This window comes from Cellulomonas chitinilytica (assembly GCF_016862675.1).
In the GTDB taxonomy this organism is placed as follows: Bacteria; Actinomycetota; Actinomycetes; order Actinomycetales; family Cellulomonadaceae; genus Cellulomonas; species Cellulomonas chitinilytica.
Genome location: NZ_BONK01000006.1, coordinates 242,395 through 260,650, shown reverse-complemented (window position 1 = coordinate 260,650; position 18,256 = coordinate 242,395). Strand labels below are relative to the sequence as shown.

14 protein-coding genes are annotated in these 18,256 nt (G+C 73.6%); 10 read left to right on the top strand and 4 right to left on the bottom strand.

All coding sequences use genetic code 11. The annotated features are described in order from the left end of the window. Positions 1–41: 41 nt before the first annotated feature. Together Cch01nite_RS10835 and Cch01nite_RS10830 are read right to left on the bottom strand one after the other, a co-directional pair. Positions 42–1,298, bottom strand: a complete 1,257-nt coding sequence (locus tag Cch01nite_RS10835; RefSeq protein WP_203753172.1) for a Gfo/Idh/MocA family protein — start codon at positions 1,296–1,298, stop codon at positions 42–44. Next, on the bottom strand, positions 1,295–3,253 hold the full coding sequence (locus Cch01nite_RS10830; protein WP_203753169.1) for a DUF6807 family protein: 1,959 nt from the start codon (positions 3,251–3,253) through the stop codon (positions 1,295–1,297). Before Cch01nite_RS10830 ends, Cch01nite_RS10835 begins: the two co-directional genes overlap by 4 nt. A gap of 175 nt (positions 3,254–3,428) precedes the next feature. On the opposite strand from Cch01nite_RS10830, the gene Cch01nite_RS10825 reads away from it, so the two are divergent. From Cch01nite_RS10825 to Cch01nite_RS10810, 4 genes are all read left to right on the top strand, one after another. Further along, positions 3,429–4,418, top strand: coding sequence for a carbohydrate ABC transporter permease (locus Cch01nite_RS10825; protein ID WP_203753166.1), 990 nt, complete (start codon positions 3,429–3,431; stop codon positions 4,416–4,418). Next, the gene (locus Cch01nite_RS10820) at positions 4,411–5,352 is read left to right on the top strand and encodes a carbohydrate ABC transporter permease (RefSeq protein ID WP_203753164.1); all 942 of its coding nucleotides are present in this window, start codon (positions 4,411–4,413) and stop codon (positions 5,350–5,352) included. Before Cch01nite_RS10825 ends, Cch01nite_RS10820 begins: the two co-directional genes overlap by 8 nt. Positions 5,353–5,416: 64 nt before the next feature. Next, the gene (locus tag Cch01nite_RS10815; protein WP_203753160.1) at positions 5,417–6,724 is read left to right on the top strand and encodes an ABC transporter substrate-binding protein; all 1,308 of its coding nucleotides are present in this window, start codon (positions 5,417–5,419) and stop codon (positions 6,722–6,724) included. Between the two features lie 161 nt (positions 6,725–6,885). Beyond that, positions 6,886–8,133: an MIR domain-containing protein gene (locus Cch01nite_RS10810; protein ID WP_203753157.1), complete on the top strand. Its 1,248-nt coding sequence runs from the start codon at positions 6,886–6,888 to the stop codon at positions 8,131–8,133. A 10-nt stretch (positions 8,134–8,143) separates the two neighbouring features. Here the strand turns inward: Cch01nite_RS10810 and Cch01nite_RS10805 are convergent, their stop codons facing one another. After that, the gene (locus Cch01nite_RS10805) at positions 8,144–8,578 is read right to left on the bottom strand and encodes a hypothetical protein (RefSeq protein ID WP_203753154.1); all 435 of its coding nucleotides are present in this window, start codon (positions 8,576–8,578) and stop codon (positions 8,144–8,146) included. Positions 8,579–8,636: 58 nt separating this feature from the next. Then, positions 8,637–12,263, bottom strand: a complete 3,627-nt coding sequence (locus tag Cch01nite_RS10800; RefSeq protein WP_203753151.1) for a hypothetical protein — start codon at positions 12,261–12,263, stop codon at positions 8,637–8,639. A gap of 109 nt (positions 12,264–12,372) precedes the next feature. On the opposite strand from Cch01nite_RS10800, the gene Cch01nite_RS10795 reads away from it, so the two are divergent. The 6 genes from Cch01nite_RS10795 to Cch01nite_RS10770 all read left to right on the top strand — a co-directional run bounded on the left by Cch01nite_RS10795 (position 12,373) and on the right by Cch01nite_RS10770 (position 18,210). Further along, positions 12,373–12,624 (top strand): hypothetical protein, encoded by a 252-nt coding sequence (locus Cch01nite_RS10795; protein WP_203753148.1) that lies wholly within the window; start codon positions 12,373–12,375, stop codon positions 12,622–12,624. Between the two features lie 407 nt (positions 12,625–13,031). Then, positions 13,032–14,132, top strand: coding sequence for an ABC transporter substrate-binding protein (locus Cch01nite_RS10790; protein WP_203753145.1), 1,101 nt, complete (start codon positions 13,032–13,034; stop codon positions 14,130–14,132). Then, complete coding sequence (locus Cch01nite_RS10785; RefSeq protein ID WP_203753142.1) at positions 14,132–14,992, top strand: ABC transporter permease; 861 nt, start codon at positions 14,132–14,134, stop codon at positions 14,990–14,992. The genes Cch01nite_RS10790 and Cch01nite_RS10785 overlap by 1 nt, the downstream gene beginning before the upstream one ends. Next, positions 14,968–15,795 (top strand): ABC transporter ATP-binding protein, encoded by an 828-nt coding sequence (locus tag Cch01nite_RS10780; RefSeq protein ID WP_203753139.1) that lies wholly within the window; start codon positions 14,968–14,970, stop codon positions 15,793–15,795. Before Cch01nite_RS10785 ends, Cch01nite_RS10780 begins: the two co-directional genes overlap by 25 nt. Beyond that, entirely contained in the window at positions 15,795–17,150 is a 1,356-nt protein-coding gene (locus Cch01nite_RS10775; protein WP_203753124.1) for an LLM class flavin-dependent oxidoreductase, read from the top strand. The genes Cch01nite_RS10780 and Cch01nite_RS10775 overlap by 1 nt, the downstream gene beginning before the upstream one ends. Before the next feature lie 31 nt (positions 17,151–17,181). Then, positions 17,182–18,210: an aldo/keto reductase gene (locus Cch01nite_RS10770; RefSeq protein ID WP_203753121.1), complete on the top strand. Its 1,029-nt coding sequence runs from the start codon at positions 17,182–17,184 to the stop codon at positions 18,208–18,210. The last annotated feature ends 46 nt before the right edge of the window (positions 18,211–18,256 follow it).

The window sequence follows — 18,256 nt, the reverse complement described above, 5'->3', positions numbered from 1 at the left end:
ACCAGGCTCGCAGACGGACCAGCCCCGCGGAGGCTGTGTGGTCACCCGGCGAACGGCGCGCCGAGCTCGCGGAACGTGCGGCCCTCGGCGGCGACCCGCGCGCACCAGTCCTCGATCCCGTCGACCACGGGGTGCCGCTCGTCGCCCTCGCCGTGCCACTGAACGAACCGCTCCGGCACCGGACGAGGGTTCGGGGCGGTGCGGACCGCCTCGAGCACGCGCATGAACGCCCCGGTGTCGGCGACCTCGCACCGCAGGGTGACCGCCGGGTCCGCACGGGCGTCGAGGAGCTGGTGCAGCAGGTCAGTCCGACCGCACTGGATCCGCCGCACGCCCCGGCCGGACGAGACCTCGATCGTGTCCGACTCGTAGAGCAGCGTCGCGGTGCCGAGCGTCCCCTGCACGACGACCCGCGCGGGCGACTGGACGGGCGCGCACACGGTGAGCCCGGCGGCGACCCGCACGCCGCCCGCCGTCGTGACGACGAGCGACGACGTGTCGTCGGCCTCGATGGGGTGGGCGCGGTACTGGTCGAGCCGCACGTCGGCGACGTCCAGCGCGGTCCGCGCGCCGGCGAGCAGCAGGGCGGTCGCGACGGCGTGCGCGAGCGGGTTGGTGACGACGCCGTCGACCACGTCGACCCCGTCGAGCGTGCGCCGCCCGGCCCAGCGGGCCCGGCCGTAGTAGCCGGCGGTCCGCAGCCAGGTGCCGACGGCCCCGACCCCCGTGACGTCGCCGAGCTCGCCGCTCGCGACGATCCGCGCGACCTCGTCGACCGCGCCGGACCCGAACGTCTGGAAGCCGACCTGGCAGAGCCGGCCGGTCTCCTCGACGACAGAGAGCAGCTCCTCGTGCTCGGCGAGCGACGCGACGGGCGGCTTCTCCAGGAGCACGTCGCACCCGGCGCGGAGCGCGGCGGCCGCGAACGGGAGGTGGGTGGGGATGGGGGTGGCGAGGACGACGACGTCGGGCGCGGCCCGGTCGAGCAGCGTGTCGAGGTCCGGGTACCAGGGCGTGCCGGCCGGGACGTGCTCGAGACCGTCGACGGGCCGCGGGTCGACGACGGCGGCGAGCGTGGCCCGCCCGTCGGCCGCGAGGTCGACGACCCGGCGGACGTGCGACGCCCCGAACCCGTGCACCCCGACGACGGCCACCGACGGCCCACGGCCGGCGACCGACGCCCGGCCTGCATCCCGGGTGCTCAGCCCGTCCACGGTGTTCGGCCCGCGACCTCCGGCCGGGGCGGCGACGCGGTCGTCGGCCAGGCGGTCGTCGGACACTGCCGGTTCGCCGCTCATCGCCCGAGCTCCGCCGCCAGCGCCCCCGCCTCGTCGGCCCCGAGCGCCCGGTCGACGACGACGGCGGTGAGGCCGACGTCGACCCGTCCGCCGGCGGGGACGTCGACGACCCGGTCCCAGGCGAGCGCGGGCCCGGCGCCGACGTACTCGGCGACGCGGGCGAACCAGGGCCGCACCTGGCCGGCGGGCTGGACGAGCAGCACAGTGGTCGTGGTCCCCTCGCGGCGCTGCACGAACGCGAGCCAGGGTGACGTGCTGCCGTGCACGGCGGCCTCGCCGACGAGCCCGTCGCCGAGCACGGTCGTGACGTCGGCGGAGGGCAGCCGCCAGAACAGCCCGCCGTAGCCGGCGTCGGGGCGGCCGTTGGTGCCGGGGCTCTCGAACCGGAGCGGCCCCTCGGAGGCGTGGAGCACCGACGTCCACTGCAGCGTCCAGCCGCGCCCGTCGGGCAGGGCGGCGGCGTGCAGGCGGCGGTCCTCGCGGAGCTGGGGTGCGCCGTGCTCGTCGTGCCAGACGACGTCGTCGTGCAGCGTGGTCCCGTCGTCGAGCAGGGTCGTGCCGGTGCTGACCTGGCGGCCGTGGTTGGGCAGCAGGGTCGGGCCCTCGTCGCGCAGGAACGTGCGGCCGCCCCAGTAGGAGGTGCCGTTGACGACGGGCACGGCCATGGAGACGCCGTAGTGGTGGCGGTGGTCGACGGGGCTGACCTCGGTGAGCACGCGACCGGCGGCGGACCGCACGGGATGCAGGTAGGGCCGGGGGGCGTGCACGCCGGGCACGCGCTCACCGGACTCGTACCGCGCGAGCGGGACGGTCGCCTCGTCGTCGCGCACGGCCCCGCCGAGCAGGAACGAGCCGAGGTCGGCACGCCAGGCAGTCCCGGCGAGGGTGGGCACGACGAGCCCGACCGGGTCGGTCGGCGCACGTCGGCCGAGCCGGGCGGCGGGCGGCACGGGGCCGGTGCTGTCCCGCACGGCGAGCACGGGCCGGATCCGCTCGGGGGTCGGGTCGAGGGCGCCCTCGCCGGACACGAGCCCGTGCAGGTGCGTCCAGGCGAGCCGGCCGAGGTCGGCCTGCGGGACGGTCACGGTGGTGAGCGACGGCGTCGCGAAGCGGGCGAGCTCGATGTCGTCGAAGCCGGTGATCGACACGTCCCCGGGGACGGCGACGCCGAGCTCGTTGAGGCGCGCGAGCAGGCCGAACGCGACGAGGTCGTTGTACGCGACGACGGCGGTGGCCCGCGAGGCGAGCACGTCCTGCGCGGCGGCGTACCCGGACTCGACGGACGAGCCGGCGGGCATCTCGGACAGCCGCACGTCGGTCCGTCCGGAGGCGGCGATCCGCAGGGCCTCGAGGCGGGCGTTGTGCGAGGCGGAGTCGGGCGGCCCGGCGAGGTAGAGCAGGTGCCGGTGGCCGAGGGCGAGGAGGTGCTCGACGATCTGCTCGACACCGGCGGCGTAGTCGACGGCGACGGTCGGGGTGACGCCGTCGGGCGCGCGGTTGACGACGGCGACGGGCCGGACCTCGGCGAGCAGGGCGCGCAGGGTCGTCTCGGCCATCCGCGGGGACACGAGGACGAGACCGTCGCACCGCATCCGCGCGTCGAGGGCGACGCGCTCCTCGGCGGCGGCGTCCTCGACGGTGTCGGCGACGAGGACCCGGTACCCGTGCTCGGCGGCGGCGGACGTGACGCCGCGCAGCACCTGCTGGAACATCGGGTTCGCGAGGTCGGGGACGACGACGGCGACGGTGTTGGTGCGCCCGAGCGACAGGCTGCGCGCCACGGTCGAGGGCCGGTAGTGCATCTGGTCGGCGACCTGCCGGACGCGTTCGACGAGCTCGGCGTCGACGGTGGACCGCCCGTTCATCACGCGCGACACCGTCGCCCGGGACACCCCGGCGGCCTGCGCCACCTCCGCGATGGTGGGCGTCGCGCGCCGCCACCCGTCCTGCGTCACTGCAGCCTCCTGCGGTCCGGACATTTCAGGCCCCACGGCTATAGTCACCCGCCACGGGGCCGCTCCCGGCAGAACATACACCACGGGAAACCGGTTCCCAATGCGCCGAGCCGGTGCTACCTTCCCTTCTTGGGAACCGGTTTCCCACCGTACGAGCACGAAGAGGTGATCGACGATGTCCGTGGTCTCGGAGCTGCGGCGGACCACCCGGTCCGCCGACGGCGACCAGCCACCCGGCCGCCGCAGGCGCGCCCGCGGCGGCGACAGGCCCGCCACCGCCCGGCCGGCGCTGCGCAAGGGCGACGGCCGAGCCGCCGTCGTCTTCCTCGCCCCCTGGTTCCTCGGGCTCGCGCTCGTGACCCTCGGCCCGATGCTCGCCTCGGCGTACCTGTCGTTCACCGACTACAACCTGCTGCAGCCCCCGCAGTGGATCGGCGTCGAGAACTACACCCACATGTGGCACGACCCCCGGCTGCTCAACGCGCTGCGGGTCACGTTCACCTACGTGCTCACCGCCGTCCCGCTGCAGCTCGTCGTCGCCCTCGGCCTCGCGCTGCTGCTCGACCGCGGCGTGCGGGGCCTCGCGTTCTACCGGTCGGCGTTCTACCTGCCGTCCCTGCTCGGCGGCTCCGTCGCCGTCGCGATCCTGTGGCGCCAGGTGTTCGGCGTCGACGGCCTCGTCAACGCGTTCCTCGGCATCTTCGGCATCGAGGGCAAGGGGTGGGTGTCCGACCCGGACACCGCGCTGTGGACGCTCGTCGCCCTGCACGTGTGGACGTTCGGTGCGCCGATGATCATCTTCCTCGCGGGCCTGCGGCAGATCCCCGAGATGTACTACGAGGCGGCGTCGATCGACGGTGCCTCCCGGGTCCGCCAGTTCCGGTCCATCACCCTGCCGCTGCTCACCCCGATCATCTTCTTCAACCTGGTCCTGCAGATCATCGGGGCGTTCCAGAGCTTCACGCAGGCGTTCGTCGTCTCCGGCGGCACCGGCGGCCCGGCCGACTCGACGATGTTCTACACGCTGTACCTCTACCAGAAGGGCTTCGCCTCCCTGGACATGGGGTACGCCTCCGCCATGGCGTGGCTGCTCGTGCTCATCGTCGCCGCGATGACCGTCGTGAACTTCGTCGCCTCCAAGTTCTGGGTCTTCTACGATGACTGAGGTCCGCGTGCTCCCTGAGCCCCCCGCCACGTCCGCAAGCGCCTCGCGACAGTCGCTGACACAGCTCGCCGACGCCGCCGGCCCCGCCCCGTACCGCTCCCCCTGGCCCGCCCGCCGGCGTGCCGCGGTCAAGCACCTCGGGCTCGTCGTCCTCGGCGTGGTCATGCTGTACCCGCTGATCTGGCTGCTGATGAGCTCGCTCAAGCCGACCGAGCTGATCTTCCGGGACGTCTCCCTCATCCCCAGCGAGATCGACCTCGGCAACTACACGGCCGGCTGGACCGCCCTGCAGTACCCGTTCAGCCGGTACCTGCTGAACTCGGCCGTCATCGTGCTCGGCTCGCTCGTCGGCAACCTCGTGAGCTGCTCGATGGCCGCCTACGCGTTCGCCCGCCTGGAGTTCCGGGGCCGGCAGCTGTGGTTCGCGATCATGCTCATGTCGATCATGCTGCCGATCCACGTGATCATCGTCCCGCAGTACGTGCTGTTCTCCCGGCTCGGCTGGGTCAACACGTTCCTGCCGCTGATCGTGCCGAAGCTGCTGGCCACGGACGCGTTCTTCATCTTCCTCATGGTCCAGTTCTTCCGCGGCATCCCCCGCGAGCTCGACGAGGCGGCGCGGCTCGACGGCTGCGGGCACGGACGCATCTACCTGCGGATCATGCTCCCGCTGTCGCTGCCCGCCCTCGCGACGACCGCGATCTTCACGTTCATCTGGACCTGGAACGACTTCTTCAGCCAGCTGATCTTCCTCACGCGGCCCGACATGTACACCGCCCCCGTCGCGCTGCGCACGTTCCTCGACTCCACGGGCCAGAGCTCGTGGGGCCCCATGTTCGCGATGTCCATCGTGTCGCTCGTCCCGGTCTTCCTCGCGTTCCTGCTCGGCCAGAAGTACCTGGTCAAGGGGATCGCGACGACCGGCATCAAGTAGCAGCAGTCCCTCCCTGGAACACCGCCCGGCCCACCGAGCACACCGACGTCCTCGAAGGAGCACCATGCGCAACCGCACCGTCCGTCTCGCGGCCCTGCTGGCCGCAGGCACCCTGGCCCTGACCGCCTGCGCGGGCGGCTCGGCGGACACCCCCGACGCCAGCCCGACGTCGTCCGGCCCGCCCGAGCCGGTGTCGATCCGGTTCTCCTGGTGGGGCTCCGACACCCGCCACGAGCTCACCCAGCAGGTGCTCGACAAGTTCACCGAGAAGTACCCGTACATCACGGTGGTGCCCGACTACACCGACTGGAACAGCTACTTCGACAAGCTGAGCACGTCGGTCGCCGGCGGGGACGCCCCCGACGTCATCACGCAGGAGGAGCGCTACCTCGCCGACTACGCGTCGCGCGGCGTGCTGGCCGACGCGAACGAGCTCGGCATCGACACCTCGAAGATCGACAAGTCGGTCCTCGAGTCCGGCACCCTCGACGGCAAGCTGTACGGCGTCGCGACGGGCGTCAACGCGTACGCGGTCGTCGCCGACCCGGCCGCGTTCGCCGCGGCGGGCGTCGACCTGCCCGACGACAAGACGTGGACGTGGCACGACTACGTCGACATCGCCAACGAGATCTCCGCGAAGACCGGCAAGGCCGTGTACGGCGCGCAGGACTACGGCTTCAACGAGCCCGGGTTCTCGATCTTCGCCCGGCAGCGGGGGCAGTCGCTCTACGCCGAGGACGGCGGGATCGGCTTCAAGGAGAGCACCCTCGCCGAGTGGTGGCAGTACTCGCTCGACCTCCAGCAGGGCGGCGGCGAGCCCGACGCCGCGAAGACCGTCGAGGTCGACGCCGGCGGCCCCGAGCAGTCGCTCGTCGGCACCGGCCAGGGCGCCATGGCGTGGTTCTGGACGAACCAGCTCACCGCCATCACGAAGGCGTCCGGCAAGGAGCTCAAGCTGCTGCGGGTCCCCGGCGAGGACGAGCACAAGCGGACCGGCATGTACTTCAAGCCGGCCATGTTCTACTCCGTCTCCGCCAAGTCGAAGCACCCGAAGGAGGCGGCGCTGCTCGTCGACTTCCTGCTCAACGACGAGGCAGCGGGCGAGATCCTGCTCTCCGACCGCGGCCTGCCGGCCAACACCGACGTGCGCGCGGCCGTGACCGACAAGTTCAACGCCACGGACAAGCAGGCCGCCGACTTCCTGGCCGGCCTGCAGGACGACATCGTCGACGGCCCGGTGGTGCCGCCGGTCGGTGCTGGTGACGTCGCCGAGATCACGAAGCGGCTCAACCAGGAGGTGCTGTTCGGCCGTCTCTCCCCCAAGGACGCGGCCAAGCAGTACGTGACGGAGGTCGAGTCCGCGATCAGCTGATCCTCCCCGGCTGACGCGCGACGCCCGTCGTGCTCGGGCCCCGGTCCTCTCCACGGACCGGGGCCCGGGTCGTATCAGCGAGGGCGTCGGGTGCCTCCTCCTGGCAGAGTCGGTGCGACGGGCACGACGTCGCGCCGGCCCTCACCAGCAGGGAGGCACCGATGAGCGGTCAGACACCCGGGGCCGGCACCGCGACCCGCGCACGGTCCGGGCGCGTCCCGGGCTTCGACCCGGCGGTGCACGGATTCGCGTTCGCCAACCGGTTCGTCGACGTCCTCCTGTCGGTCGGCGCGTTCGAGATCACGACGTCGGGCCGGTGCGGCGGCATGGCGTACCTGGCGCTCGACCACTGGAACGCCGGCCGTCCGGTGCCGCGCTGGCCGGCCACGCTGTGGGCACCGGGCCGCGTCCCGCCCGACGGGCACTGGCTCGCCGACGACATCCGCTCCCGGCTCTTCGACTCGTTCCGCACGGGCACCGCGGCGAAGTTCGTGACGTGGACGCAGAGCTCGGACAACGCGACCTGGATCTCGAAGGGCGTCAGCCGCTGGACGCACGAGGACGAGCTGCCGAAGGTCGTCGCCGCGGTCGACGCCGGCCGCCCCGTGCCGCTCGGCCTCGTCGTCGCCCGGTCGCTCGGAGACATCGGGAAGAACCACCAGGTGCTGGCCTACGGGTACGAGAAGGAGCCGTCGGGCCGCGCCACCGTCCTCGTCTACGACAACAACAGCCCCGGCCAGGAGGTCCGCCTGACGTCCGACCCGGGGCAGCTCGGCTGGACCGCGAGCAACGGCCCGCAGTGGCGCGGGTTCTTCGTGCAGGCGTACTCGGCGAAGCGGCCCCGCACGATCGGCTCCGTCGCCCTCGACGAGGACCTGCACCTGCGGACCGGCGTCACGCTCAAGCTGTCGCACGTCTGGACCGGCCGGTCCCTGCACTCCCACCCGGCCGTCTACACCCACCCCGGCACGTCGGGCCAGCAGCAGGTCACGACGTACGGCGGGTCCGACGACAACGACCTGTGGCGGCTGGCCGCCCCGCACGGCACCCCGCCGGACGACGGCGGCCGCGAGCTCACCGACGGCGACGTCGTCCGCCTCCGGCACGTCCGCACCGGCCGCAACCTGCACAGCCACGCGGGCTTCCCGTCGCCGCTCACGGGCCAGCAGGAGGTGACCGCGTTCGGGACGGACGGCGTGGGCGACGGCAATGACGACTGGCGCGTCGAGGTCGACGGCGGCGGTGCCTGGCTCGCCGGATCCCGCGTCCGGCTCGTGCACGTCGCGACCGGTGCCGCGCTGCACTCGCACCGCGAGTCGGACCCACGCCTCACCTCGGGGCAGGACGAGGTCACCGGGTTCGACGGGCGCGACCAGAACGACTGGTGGACGGTGCTCGAGGTCCGCTGAGCGGCCCGCCCTACGGCGCGAGCTGCTTCAGGTGCGCGTCGTAGATGCCGTCGTCCGTGACGACCAGGCCGTCGAGCGCCCGCGCGACCGACATCTCCATCGCGTCGACCACCTCCCACCCGTCGTCGTCGAGCCGCTCCGGGAACACCTCGAAGCTCACCACCTGCTTCGTCGCCCGGATCTGCTCCACGACCTTCTCCGGCGCCTGGTCGTGCTCCTCGAGCACCTCGTCGACCATGTCCTTGACCATCTCGGCCGAGGCGACGAGCACCGTGATCGGGCGCCCGGCGCCCGGCACGCTGATCCGGAGCACCTGGTCGCCGTCCGTCTCGTGGTCGAGCTCGAGAGGGTCGTCGCCCGTCCAGGCCATCTCCGCCGCCTCCGCCACGGCGTCGACGTCGAGCGCGGCGCCCGACCTGGCGAACACGTGCAGGAACATGGCCACGCGATACCTCCTTCGTCACGAGCATCGGGGTTGCGCCGTCGTGGCCGACGCGGTCGGTCTACAGCTCCTCGTCGGGCGTCGGGCCCTCCGGGGCCGGGCCTTCCGGTGCGGGCCCCTCGGGCGTCGGGCCTTCGGGCGTCGGGCCCTCGGTCAGGGGAGGCTGCGCGGGCGGGGGCGGTCCGCTGCCACCCCCCGCGATCGTGTCACCCTTGCGGTAGGTGATGCGGTTCGACGTGTCCATCTTGTCGACGAACGTGATCGAGTCGTTCGGCCCGAGCGAGTCGATCTCGGCCTGCAGCTTCGGTCGCTCGCGCGCCTCGGGGATGCCCTTCTTGAGCATCTTGCCGACCTCGAAGTAGTCGCGGCCGCCCGCGGCGTTCGGCTTCGGCGAGACGCCGTCGGGGTAGTTCTTCCCGAGCTTGACGTTCTCCGTCTCCTGGACGCCCTCAGCCTCCGTGAGCTTCTCCTTGGCGGCCACCTGCTCCTTGCCACCGCGGCGGCCCGGACGGTTGCCCGCCTCGACCTGGCTGTAGTGCTCCGCCACGTACTCCTCGAACGACAGCACGTCCCCCGGGCCCTTGCCGGCCTTGTACGCCTTCTGCAGGTAGCGCTGGTACCGCCACTCCGCAGCACCGGGCTCGCCGACCGCCGGCTTCTTGCCCTGCGGCGGGTCGGGCGGCCACTTGACCTGCTCGGCGGGCTTCGGGGCGCCCTCGGGGGTGGTCTCCGGGGCGTTCTCGGGGGTGGTCCCCTCGGGCGCCTTCTCGGGGGTGGTCCCCTCGGGGGCGTTCTCGGGGGTTGCCCCCTCGGGCGCCTTCTCGGGGGTGGCCCCCTCAGGGGCGTTCTCGGGCGCGGGGCCTTCCGGCGCCGGGCCCTCCGGCGCCGGACCTTCCGGCGCGGGGCCCTCCGGCGCCGGACCTTCGGGCACCGGTCCCTCAGGACCAGGAACTGGCTCCGGTGCGGGAGCAGGTTCGGGCGCCGGAGCAGGTTCGGGCGCCGGGACGGGCTCGGGCGCGGGTACGGGTTCAGGCGCCGGCACCGGCTCAGGTCCGCCGCCCCCGCCTGCGGGCACCGGCTCGGGCGCACCCCCACCACCCCCGCCTGCAGGCACCGGCTCGGGCGCACCCCCACCACCCCCGCCTGCAGGCACGGGCTCCGGCGCCCCGCCGCCACCCCCGCCTGCAGGCACCGGCTCCGGCGCCCCGCCGCCACCACCACCGGCGGGCACAGGCTCGCCGGTCCCCCCACCGCCCGCGGGCACGGGCTCGCCGGTCCCACCGCCGCCACCCCGCCCGGCGAGCATCTTCCCGCCGAGCTCCATCGCCTTCGCCATGCCGATCTGCAGCGCCATCGCCCCGGCGTTCTTGGCGTCCTCCGTCATCTGGTCCGAGTTCTGCTGCAGCTCGGTGGCGGTGCTCGCGGTCGCGGCGTCGATGAGGTTCTTGATGAACACGAGCCCGTGCAGGGTGAGCGCGATCGCGGCGGCCCACAGCGCCCACGGCCCGACGGTCGACGCGACCGTCCCGCAGAACGCGATGATCGGCGCGAGGGCGAGCCCGACGGCACCGAACGAGAAGATCGACCCGATGATCGCGACGGCGGTGAGGATGATGCCGATCGAGACGGCAAGCCCCGCGATGGACCCGAGCACGATGGTGACGCCGGTGGCGATGTCGGCGGACGACTTGAGGGCGTTGCCGAGGGGGTCCTTGGCCCACTGCTCGGCGGAGAACAGGTTCGCGACGCCGGTGGCGATGGACCCGACGCCGTGCACGACGCCCATGAGCGACATCCGGGGGTCGACGAACCCGCGCAGGATCGACAGGCCGAACTTCGGCAGGTTCGTCGCGCCGACCTCCTTGAACAGGTTGCGCCCCGTGAGGCGCAGCGCGATCCCGGCCTTCTGCGACGCGGTGAGCGTCTCGAAGTGCCCGCCGGCCTCCTTCTCGATCTCGGCGATCTCCGCGGCCCGCCGGGCGTCCTCCTCCTCCTTGTGCTTCTGGGCGTTGACGGCGTTCGGCGGGTCCTCGCCGGTGAGCCAGGACGGCAGCGTCGATGTCACGGCCTTGGCCGGGTCCAGCGTCGTGCGGTCCTCGTAGCCGGCGCGCTGCACGGCGGCGGCGCCCCGCCGGGCGGGGACGGGCGCGGGCGTCGAGGCCATGCCCGCGACGTACGTCTGCTGGGCGGCGGCGAGCCGGGCCTCGAGCTGCGTGGAGGCCGCGTGCAGGGACTGGCCCTGCTCGTCGAGCGCGGTCGCCTGGTTCCGGTGCGCCGCGGGCTGCGCGGCCATCCCGTCGAGACGGGCCCGCGCAGCGTCGTTCTGGGCCGTCATCTGCTCGGCCTTGGCGTCGGTCGCGGCGATCGACTGCTCGGTCTCGGCGATCTTGCCCTGCGTGGCGGTGTTCGACGCCTTCGCCTGTGCGGCCTCGGCGGCGAGCTGGCCGGCGCGAGCCTTCGTCTGGCCGATCGTCGAGTCGATCGACCCCATGTCCGTGCCGACCTGCGAGAGCTTGGAGCCCTGCTCGGCGGACTGCCCGGCGGCCTCGGCGTCCTCAGGCTGCTTGGACGAGTTCTCGGCGGCGAGCCCCTTCGACTCCGTCGCCATCGGCCCCGACTTCTGCGCGCCCTCCTCGCTCTTCGCGGTGACCTCGGGCGCTCCCGACGCGACCGTGTCGGCCTTCTGCTGCGACACCTCGAGGGCGGCCTTCGCCTGCGTGACGACGCCTTTGCGGTGGGCGCTGTGACCTTGCAGCGCGGTGATCCCGGCGGCGGCGTCGGCGACCCCGCTGCGGCCTGCCTGCAGGAGCCCCTCGGTGCGGTGCGACTGGGCCCGTTCGGCGGCGGCGGCCGTCCGGACCTGATGCGCTCCTGCGCGCAGGGCCTGCAGCTTGGCGGCGACCCCGGCGACCGCCCCTTCCATCGCGGGGTCCGCGGGGATCTGCCGGCCGCCGGCGTTCACGGTCTCGTTCCGCACCGGCACCTCGACGGGTGCGGGGAGGTCGGGCGGGACGACGGCGGCGGCTGCTGCGGCCGCGGCGGCGGCGCCCTGGGCGGCGGCAGCCACCTCACCGGCTCCGGCGCCACCGCCCGCGGCGGCGCCGTCGGCGGCACCGCCCGCGGACTTCCCCTCGGCGACGGGCGTCGGCGGCTTCGCGGCCTCCGCCTTCGCGGCGTTCGCGGCGCTCGCGGTCTCCGACCGGGCCCCGGACGTGTCGGGGGGCGCGACCGCACCGGACATCGCCTGCTTCTGCTTGGCCTTCTCCGCGGCGACCTCTTCGCGGCTCGGCGGGGCCGGCTTCTCGCCTTCCTCGCCCTCGGGCGCATCCTTGGCCCGGGCGGCCTTCGCCGCCTCGATCTGCTGCTGGGCGCGCGCCTCGAGCGTCCCGGCCATGTCGCGCTGCACGACGGGGGCGGGACCGCGGCGGCGCGCGTGCAGCATCGCGGCCACCGCCTGGTTGCCCGCGGCCCGTTGCAGGCGCAGCAGCGACGGCCCGCTCCCTCGTGGCGGGTCGGCCCTGGCGGTGGCGCCCTCGCCCGGCTCTGCGAGCACGCCCACGTCGCGCATGTCGACGACCTCGGGCACGGCCGTGACCTCGACGTCAGCATGGGCAGCACCGACTGACCGGGCCGCGCGTTCCGCCTCCTGCCCGGCGTGGTTCTGCTCGGTGTGCGCGCCACGGGCCACCCGGCCAGCGTCGCACCGCCGTGCCGCGCGCCCCAGGGCCGCCCCTGCTACCCGAAAGGGCAGCCTCGCGGGCCGACGGCCCGGGGCCGGGACGTGCCACGATGACGCCATGCCGGGGCCTGCACGACGTCGGGTCGACCTCACCCGCCTGCCCGCGTGGGCGCGGTACACGCTCGCGCTCGTGGTCGTCGCCGCCGTGGTCCTCCTGGTGGTGAACCTGCCGAGCTCGGCGGACGCCCCCGCCGACTGGTACACGACGCTCGTGCTGGTGGGTGCGATCCTGCTGATCGTCTGGTGCGTGGGCTGGGTGGTCGTCCGGGTCGTGCGTGCGGTGCGGCGGCGCCGGACGGACGACGGCTGAACCCGCCGCCCGACGTCTCAGGATCCGGAATGTCCTGTCCTGACCCTTGTCACTCCCGAGTGTCACTGGCATGGTCCGGCGGCATGTCCACGAGTCGAGTGACCGACCGCGCAGCCCGGCTGCGCCCCGTCGTCGACGACCCGTCCGGGCCGCGCCGCACGTGTCGGCGCCCCGTCGACGACGGACCCTGTCGGCCCTGCCGCTGAGCGTCCTGCCTCGCCGGCGCCGGACCCCGCCCACCTGAGACCCAGGCGGGCCGACCGGCGCCGCTGTCCCCCACCGCGAGAGCTCCACGCACCTGTGGCCGCGCCCGTCGACCGACCCGTCGACCCGGCCGGCCGTCCTGCCCGCCCGCGGCACCTCGTCGTGCCCGCGGTCCCTCGTCATCCCCTCGAAAGGGCTCCTCCATGCGCACCCCTCACCCCACCCGTCGCCGATCCCGGGCCCCGCTCGCCGTCGCCGCGCTGCTCCTCGCCGCGACGACGCTCGCCGGCTGCGCCGGTGCCGCGGCCACGTCCGGCGACGACGAGCCCAGCGTCGCGCCCGGCGCGGCCCTGCCGACCCAGGTGCCCTCCGGGACCACGCTCGTGGTCGGCGACCCGACGACCCAGAAGGCCGTGGCGCTCGCCGGCGACGAGATCGACAGCCACGTCGACTTCGACCTCCAGTGGGCCAACGTGTCCGGCGGCCCGGCGACCACCGAGGCGTTCCGGGCGAACGCGCTGGACGTCGGTGCCGTCGCGGACATCCCGCCGATCCACGCCACGTGGACGGGGCTCGACGTGCGGATCGTCGCGGCGTCGTACCGCGAGGACTGGCAGGAGAACCCGATCTACGAGTTCGGTATCCGGCCGGGTCTGCCGGACGTGACGTCGCTCGAGGACTTCCGCGGCAAGAAGATCGCCTACAGCCCGGGGCAGGCGCAGGGTGCCCTCGTGCTGCGGGCGCTCAAGAAGGCCGGGCTCACCGAGAAGGACGTCACGCTCATCGAGCTGCCCAGCACGGGCGACGTGTACCCGACGGCGCTCGCCGCGAAGGAGGTCGACGTCGCGCCCATCGGCGGGGCGCAGATCGCCCGGTACGTCGACCAGTACGGCAAGGACGGCGCGCACACCGTCCAGCACGGGCTGCGCGACGACCCGAGCGACCTGTACGCACCGACGAGCGTGATCGACGACCCGGCGAAGGCGGCCGCGCTGCGCGAGTACGTCCGGGTGTGGGCCCAGGCGAAGCTGTGGGTCGCCGACCACCCCGACGAGTGGCGCGAGGGCTACTACGTCAAGGACCAGGGGCTCGACGAGAAGGACGCCCAGTACCTCGTCGACCACGCGGGCGTCCCGGACCTGCCCGCCGACTGGACCGAGCCGATCGCCCGCCACCAGGAGACGATCGACCTGCTCGCGAAGGCCACCGGCAACGAGCCCATCCACGCCGCGGACATCTGGGACGAGCGGTTCGCCCCGGTCATCGCGGAGGCTGCGGACGCCTACCGGAAGGCGAACCCCTGATGTCGACGCTGACCCTGCCCCGCGCGCTGCACACCGGGCCGCACTCCGGCACCGGCACGGCGGCAGCGGCCCGGCGTCGCACGACGCGCCGGCTCGGCCCCGGCCGACCGATCCGCGGCAGCGCCGCGATCGGCCTGCTCACGTTGCTCGTCGTCTGGTCGGTGGGCAGCCTCACCGGGTTCATCGACACCCGCACCCTGAGCGCCCCGTGGACCGTCGTCACGACCGCGGGCGACCTCATCGCCGACGGCCGGCTCCAGACGAACCTCGCGGTGTCCGCGCAGCGGGCGTTCCTCGGGCTGCTCATCGGCATCGCCGTCGGGACGGCCCTCGCGCTCGTCTCCGGGCTCAGCCGGATCGGCGAGGCGTTCATCGACGGGCCCGTGCAGGTCAAGCGGGCCATCCCCAGCCTCGCGCTGCTGCCACTGCTGATCCTGTGGCTCGGCATCGGCGAGCCCATGAAGGTCGTCACCATCACGCTCGGCGTCGCGGTGCCCGTCTACATCCACACCCACAACGGGCTGCGCACCATCGACGCACGGTACGTGGAGCTCGCCGAGACGGTCGGGCTGTCCCGCTGGGGGTTCGTGACCCGGGTGATCCTGCCGGGCGCCCTGCCCGGGTTCCTGCTGGGCCTGCGGTTCGCGGTGACGGCCGCGTGGCTGTCGCTCGTGGTCGTCGAGCAGATCAACGGCACCGCCGGGATCGGCTACATGATGGAGCTCGCGCGCACCTACGGGCAGACGGAGATCATCGTCGTCGGCCTCGTGCTCTACGGGGTCCTCGGCTACGGATCCGACGCGGTGGTCCGACTCGTGCAGAGGAGGGCCCTGTCGTGGCGGCGCACCCTGGCGGACTGACCGTCGTGGCCGGTGCCGTGGCCGACGCGGTCGACACCGTCACCACCGACCTGACCTCCACGATCGACGACGCACCGGCCGCCGTCGTCGTCCAGGACCTGGTCCGCACGTACGGCGTCCCGACGAAGACCGACGGCGAGACGCCGGTGCTGCTGGGTGTCGACCTGACGATCCGGCAGGGCGAGTTCGTCGCGATCCTCGGGCGCAGCGGCTCGGGCAAGAGCACCCTGCTGCGGGCGCTCGCCGGCCTCGACCACGACGTGTCCGGGTCCGGCACCGTCGTCGTGCCCGAGCGGGTGTCCGTCGTGTTCCAGGACTCCCGGCTGCTGCCGTGGGCCCGGGTGCTCGACAACGTGACGCTCGGCCTGCGGCACGCCGACGACCTCGGCCGCGAGCGGCTCGCCGAGGTCGGCCTCGCCGGCCGCGAGCGCGCCTGGCCCACCGAGCTGTCGGGCGGCGAGCAGCAGCGGGTGTCGCTCGCCCGGTCGCTGGTCCGCGAGCCGCAGCTGCTGCTCGCCGACGAGCCGTTCGGGGCGCTCGACGCCCTCACCCGGATCCGGATGCACACCCTGCTGCGCGAGCTGTGCGCGCGGCACCGGCCCGCGGTCCTGCTCGTCACCCACGACGTCGACGAGGCGATCACCCTCGCCGACCGCGTCGTGGTGCTCGACTCCGGCCGCATCAGCCTGCACCTGCCCGTCGACCTGGAGGGCACGCGGTCCGCCGCCGACCCCGGGTTCGCCGCCCTGCGCGCCCGCCTGCTGGACGCGCTGGGTGTCCCACCGACCGAAGGGACCGAGTGATGACCCACCGACCCGGACAGCTCCACCTCAACGCGTTCCTCATGAGCTCGGGCCACCACGAGGCGTCGTGGCGGCTCCCCGAGAGCGACCCGTCGTCCGTCTCGACGAACATCGCGTTCCTGCAGCAGCTCGCGCTGACCGCCGAGCGGGGCAGGCTCGACTCGATCTTCTTCGCGGACGGCCCCGCCCAGGGACGGGACGTCGGCCGCCGCCCGTCGGGGACGCTGGAGCCGACCGTCGTGCTGGCGGCCATCGCCGCCGTGACCAGCCGGATCGGGCTGATCGCGACGGCGTCCACCACGTACAACGACCCGTACAACCTGGCCCGCCGGTTCGCGTCCGTCGACCACATCAGCGGCGGCCGCGCGGGCTGGAACATCGTGACCACGGCGTTCGGCGAGGCGGCCCGCAACTTCGGGCTCGCCGACCAGCCGTCGCACCGCGAGCGCTACGAGCGGGCCGCGGAGTTCCTCGAGGTGTCCCTCAAGCTGTGGGACTCGTGGGAGGCGGACGCGGAGGTCGGCGACAAGGCCGCGGGCGTGTGGGGCGACTCGTCGAAGGTGCACGCGATCGGGCACGTCGGGGAGCACTTCTCCGTCGCGGGCGCGCTCACCACGCCCCGCTCGCCGCAGGGCCGGCCGCTGCTGGTGCAGGCCGGGTCCTCGGAGGACGGCAAGGACTTCGCCGCGCAGTACGCGGAGGCGGTGTTCACCGCGCAGCAGACCCTCGCCGACGCGCAGGAGTTCTACGCCGACCTCAAGCGGCGGGCCGTCGAGTGGGGCCGCGACCCGGCGACGGTGCTCGTGCTGCCCGGCATCGTGCCGGTGATCGGCGCGACGGAGGCGGAGGCCCGCGAGAAGGAGGACGAGCTCGACCGCCTGATCAAGCCGGAGTACGCGCGCGTCGAGCTCGCGAAGACCCTCCGGGTGCACCCCGACGACCTGCCCCTGGACCGCGAGCTGCCCGCCGACCTGCCGTCGGAGGACGAGATCGAGGGCGCCAAGTCGCGGTACACGCTGGTCGTCAACCTGGCCCGGCGCGAGCACCTCACGGTCCGTCAGCTCATCGGCCGTCTCGGCGGCGGGCGAGGCCACCGGACGTTCTCCGGCACGGCCGAGCAGGTCGCCGACGCCATCCAGGACTGGTACGACCACGGCGCCGCCGACGGGTTCAACATCATGCCCGCGGTCCTGCCGTCCGGCCTGGACGACTTCGTCGACCAGGTGGTGCCGATCCTCGTCGACCGCGGCCTGTTCCGCACCGAGTACACCGGCACCACGCTGCGCGAGCACTACGGGCTGGCCGTCCCCGAGAACCGCTGGACCGCCGCCCGCACGGCCGAGATCGCCCGATGACCCCGTCCACCCTCCTCGAAGGAGCCCACGCATGACCACGTACCGCCCGCTCGGCCGCACCGGCGTCCAGGTCACCCCCCTGACGCTCGGCACGATGAACTTCGGCGCCTGGGGCAACACCGACCACGACGAGTCCGTCGCGATCATCCACCGCGCCCTCGACGCCGGCATCAACATCGTCGACACCGCCGACGTCTACTCGCGCGGCGAGTCCGAGACGATCGTCGGCAAGGCCCTCCGTGGTCGTCGCGACGACGTGATCCTCGCGACGAAGGTCCACGGCCGCCTCTCCGACGAGGTGAACCACGCCGGCAACTCCCGTCGCTGGATCGTCCGGGAGGTCGAGGCGTCCCTCACCCGCCTGCAGACCGACCACATCGACCTCTACCAGGTGCACCGCCCCGAGCCGGTCACGGACATCGAGGAGACCCTGTCGGCGCTCTCGGACCTGGTCCACCAGGGCAAGGTCCGCTACGTCGGCACGTCGACGTTCCTCGGGTCGCATCTCGTCGAGGCCCAGTGGGTCGCCCGCGACCGCCGCCTCGTCCGTCCGGTCACCGAGCAGCCGCCGTACTCGATCCTCGCGCGCGGCGTCGAGCGGGAGATCCTGCCGCTCGCGCAGGAGCACGGCCTCGGCGTCCTGCCGTGGAGCCCGCTCGCGGGCGGCTGGCTGTCCGGTCGGCCCGTCGGCGCCGACGCCCCGGTGTCCCCGCGGATCGCCCGCCAGCCCGGCCGGCACGACCCGTCGCTCCCGGAGAACGTCGCGAAGGCGTCCGCGGTCCAGGCGCTGACCAAGCTGGCCGACGCCTCCGGGCTGACGCTCGTGCAGCTCGCCCTCGGGTTCGTCCTGGAGCACCCGGCGGTGACGTCCGCGATCATCGGCCCGCGCACGGCCGAGCACCTCGACTCGGCGCTCGCCGCGCTCGACACCCGCCTCCCGGCGGACGTCCTCGACGAGATCGACGCCATCGTCGCTCCCGGCACGACCCTCAACGCGGCCGACGCGGGCTGGACCCCGCCGGCCCTCACGGACGCGACGCTGCGCCGCCGCCCGCGCTGACACGCTGCTTCACGGCGGCTCCGGTCCCCACGGACCGGAGCCGCCG

Bases quoted from the DNA above. Each gene is read 5' to 3' on its own strand.
- Cch01nite_RS10835 (WP_203753172.1), bottom strand. From the start codon at position 1,298: ATGAGCGGCGAACCGGCAGTGTCCGACGACCGCCTGGCCGACGACCGC.
- Cch01nite_RS10825 (WP_203753166.1), top strand. From the start codon at position 3,429: ATGTCCGTGGTCTCGGAGCTGCGGCGGACCACCCGGTCCGCCGACGGC.
- Cch01nite_RS10820 (WP_203753164.1), top strand. From the start codon at position 4,411: ATGACTGAGGTCCGCGTGCTCCCTGAGCCCCCCGCCACGTCCGCAAGC.
- Cch01nite_RS10815 (WP_203753160.1), top strand. From the start codon at position 5,417: ATGCGCAACCGCACCGTCCGTCTCGCGGCCCTGCTGGCCGCAGGCACC.
- Cch01nite_RS10810 (WP_203753157.1), top strand. From the start codon at position 6,886: ATGAGCGGTCAGACACCCGGGGCCGGCACCGCGACCCGCGCACGGTCC.
- Cch01nite_RS10795 (WP_203753148.1), top strand. From the start codon at position 12,373: ATGCCGGGGCCTGCACGACGTCGGGTCGACCTCACCCGCCTGCCCGCG.
- Cch01nite_RS10790 (WP_203753145.1), top strand. From the start codon at position 13,032: ATGCGCACCCCTCACCCCACCCGTCGCCGATCCCGGGCCCCGCTCGCC.
- Cch01nite_RS10785 (WP_203753142.1), top strand. From the start codon at position 14,132: ATGTCGACGCTGACCCTGCCCCGCGCGCTGCACACCGGGCCGCACTCC.
- Cch01nite_RS10775 (WP_203753124.1), top strand. From the start codon at position 15,795: ATGACCCACCGACCCGGACAGCTCCACCTCAACGCGTTCCTCATGAGC.
- Cch01nite_RS10770 (WP_203753121.1), top strand. From the start codon at position 17,182: ATGACCACGTACCGCCCGCTCGGCCGCACCGGCGTCCAGGTCACCCCC.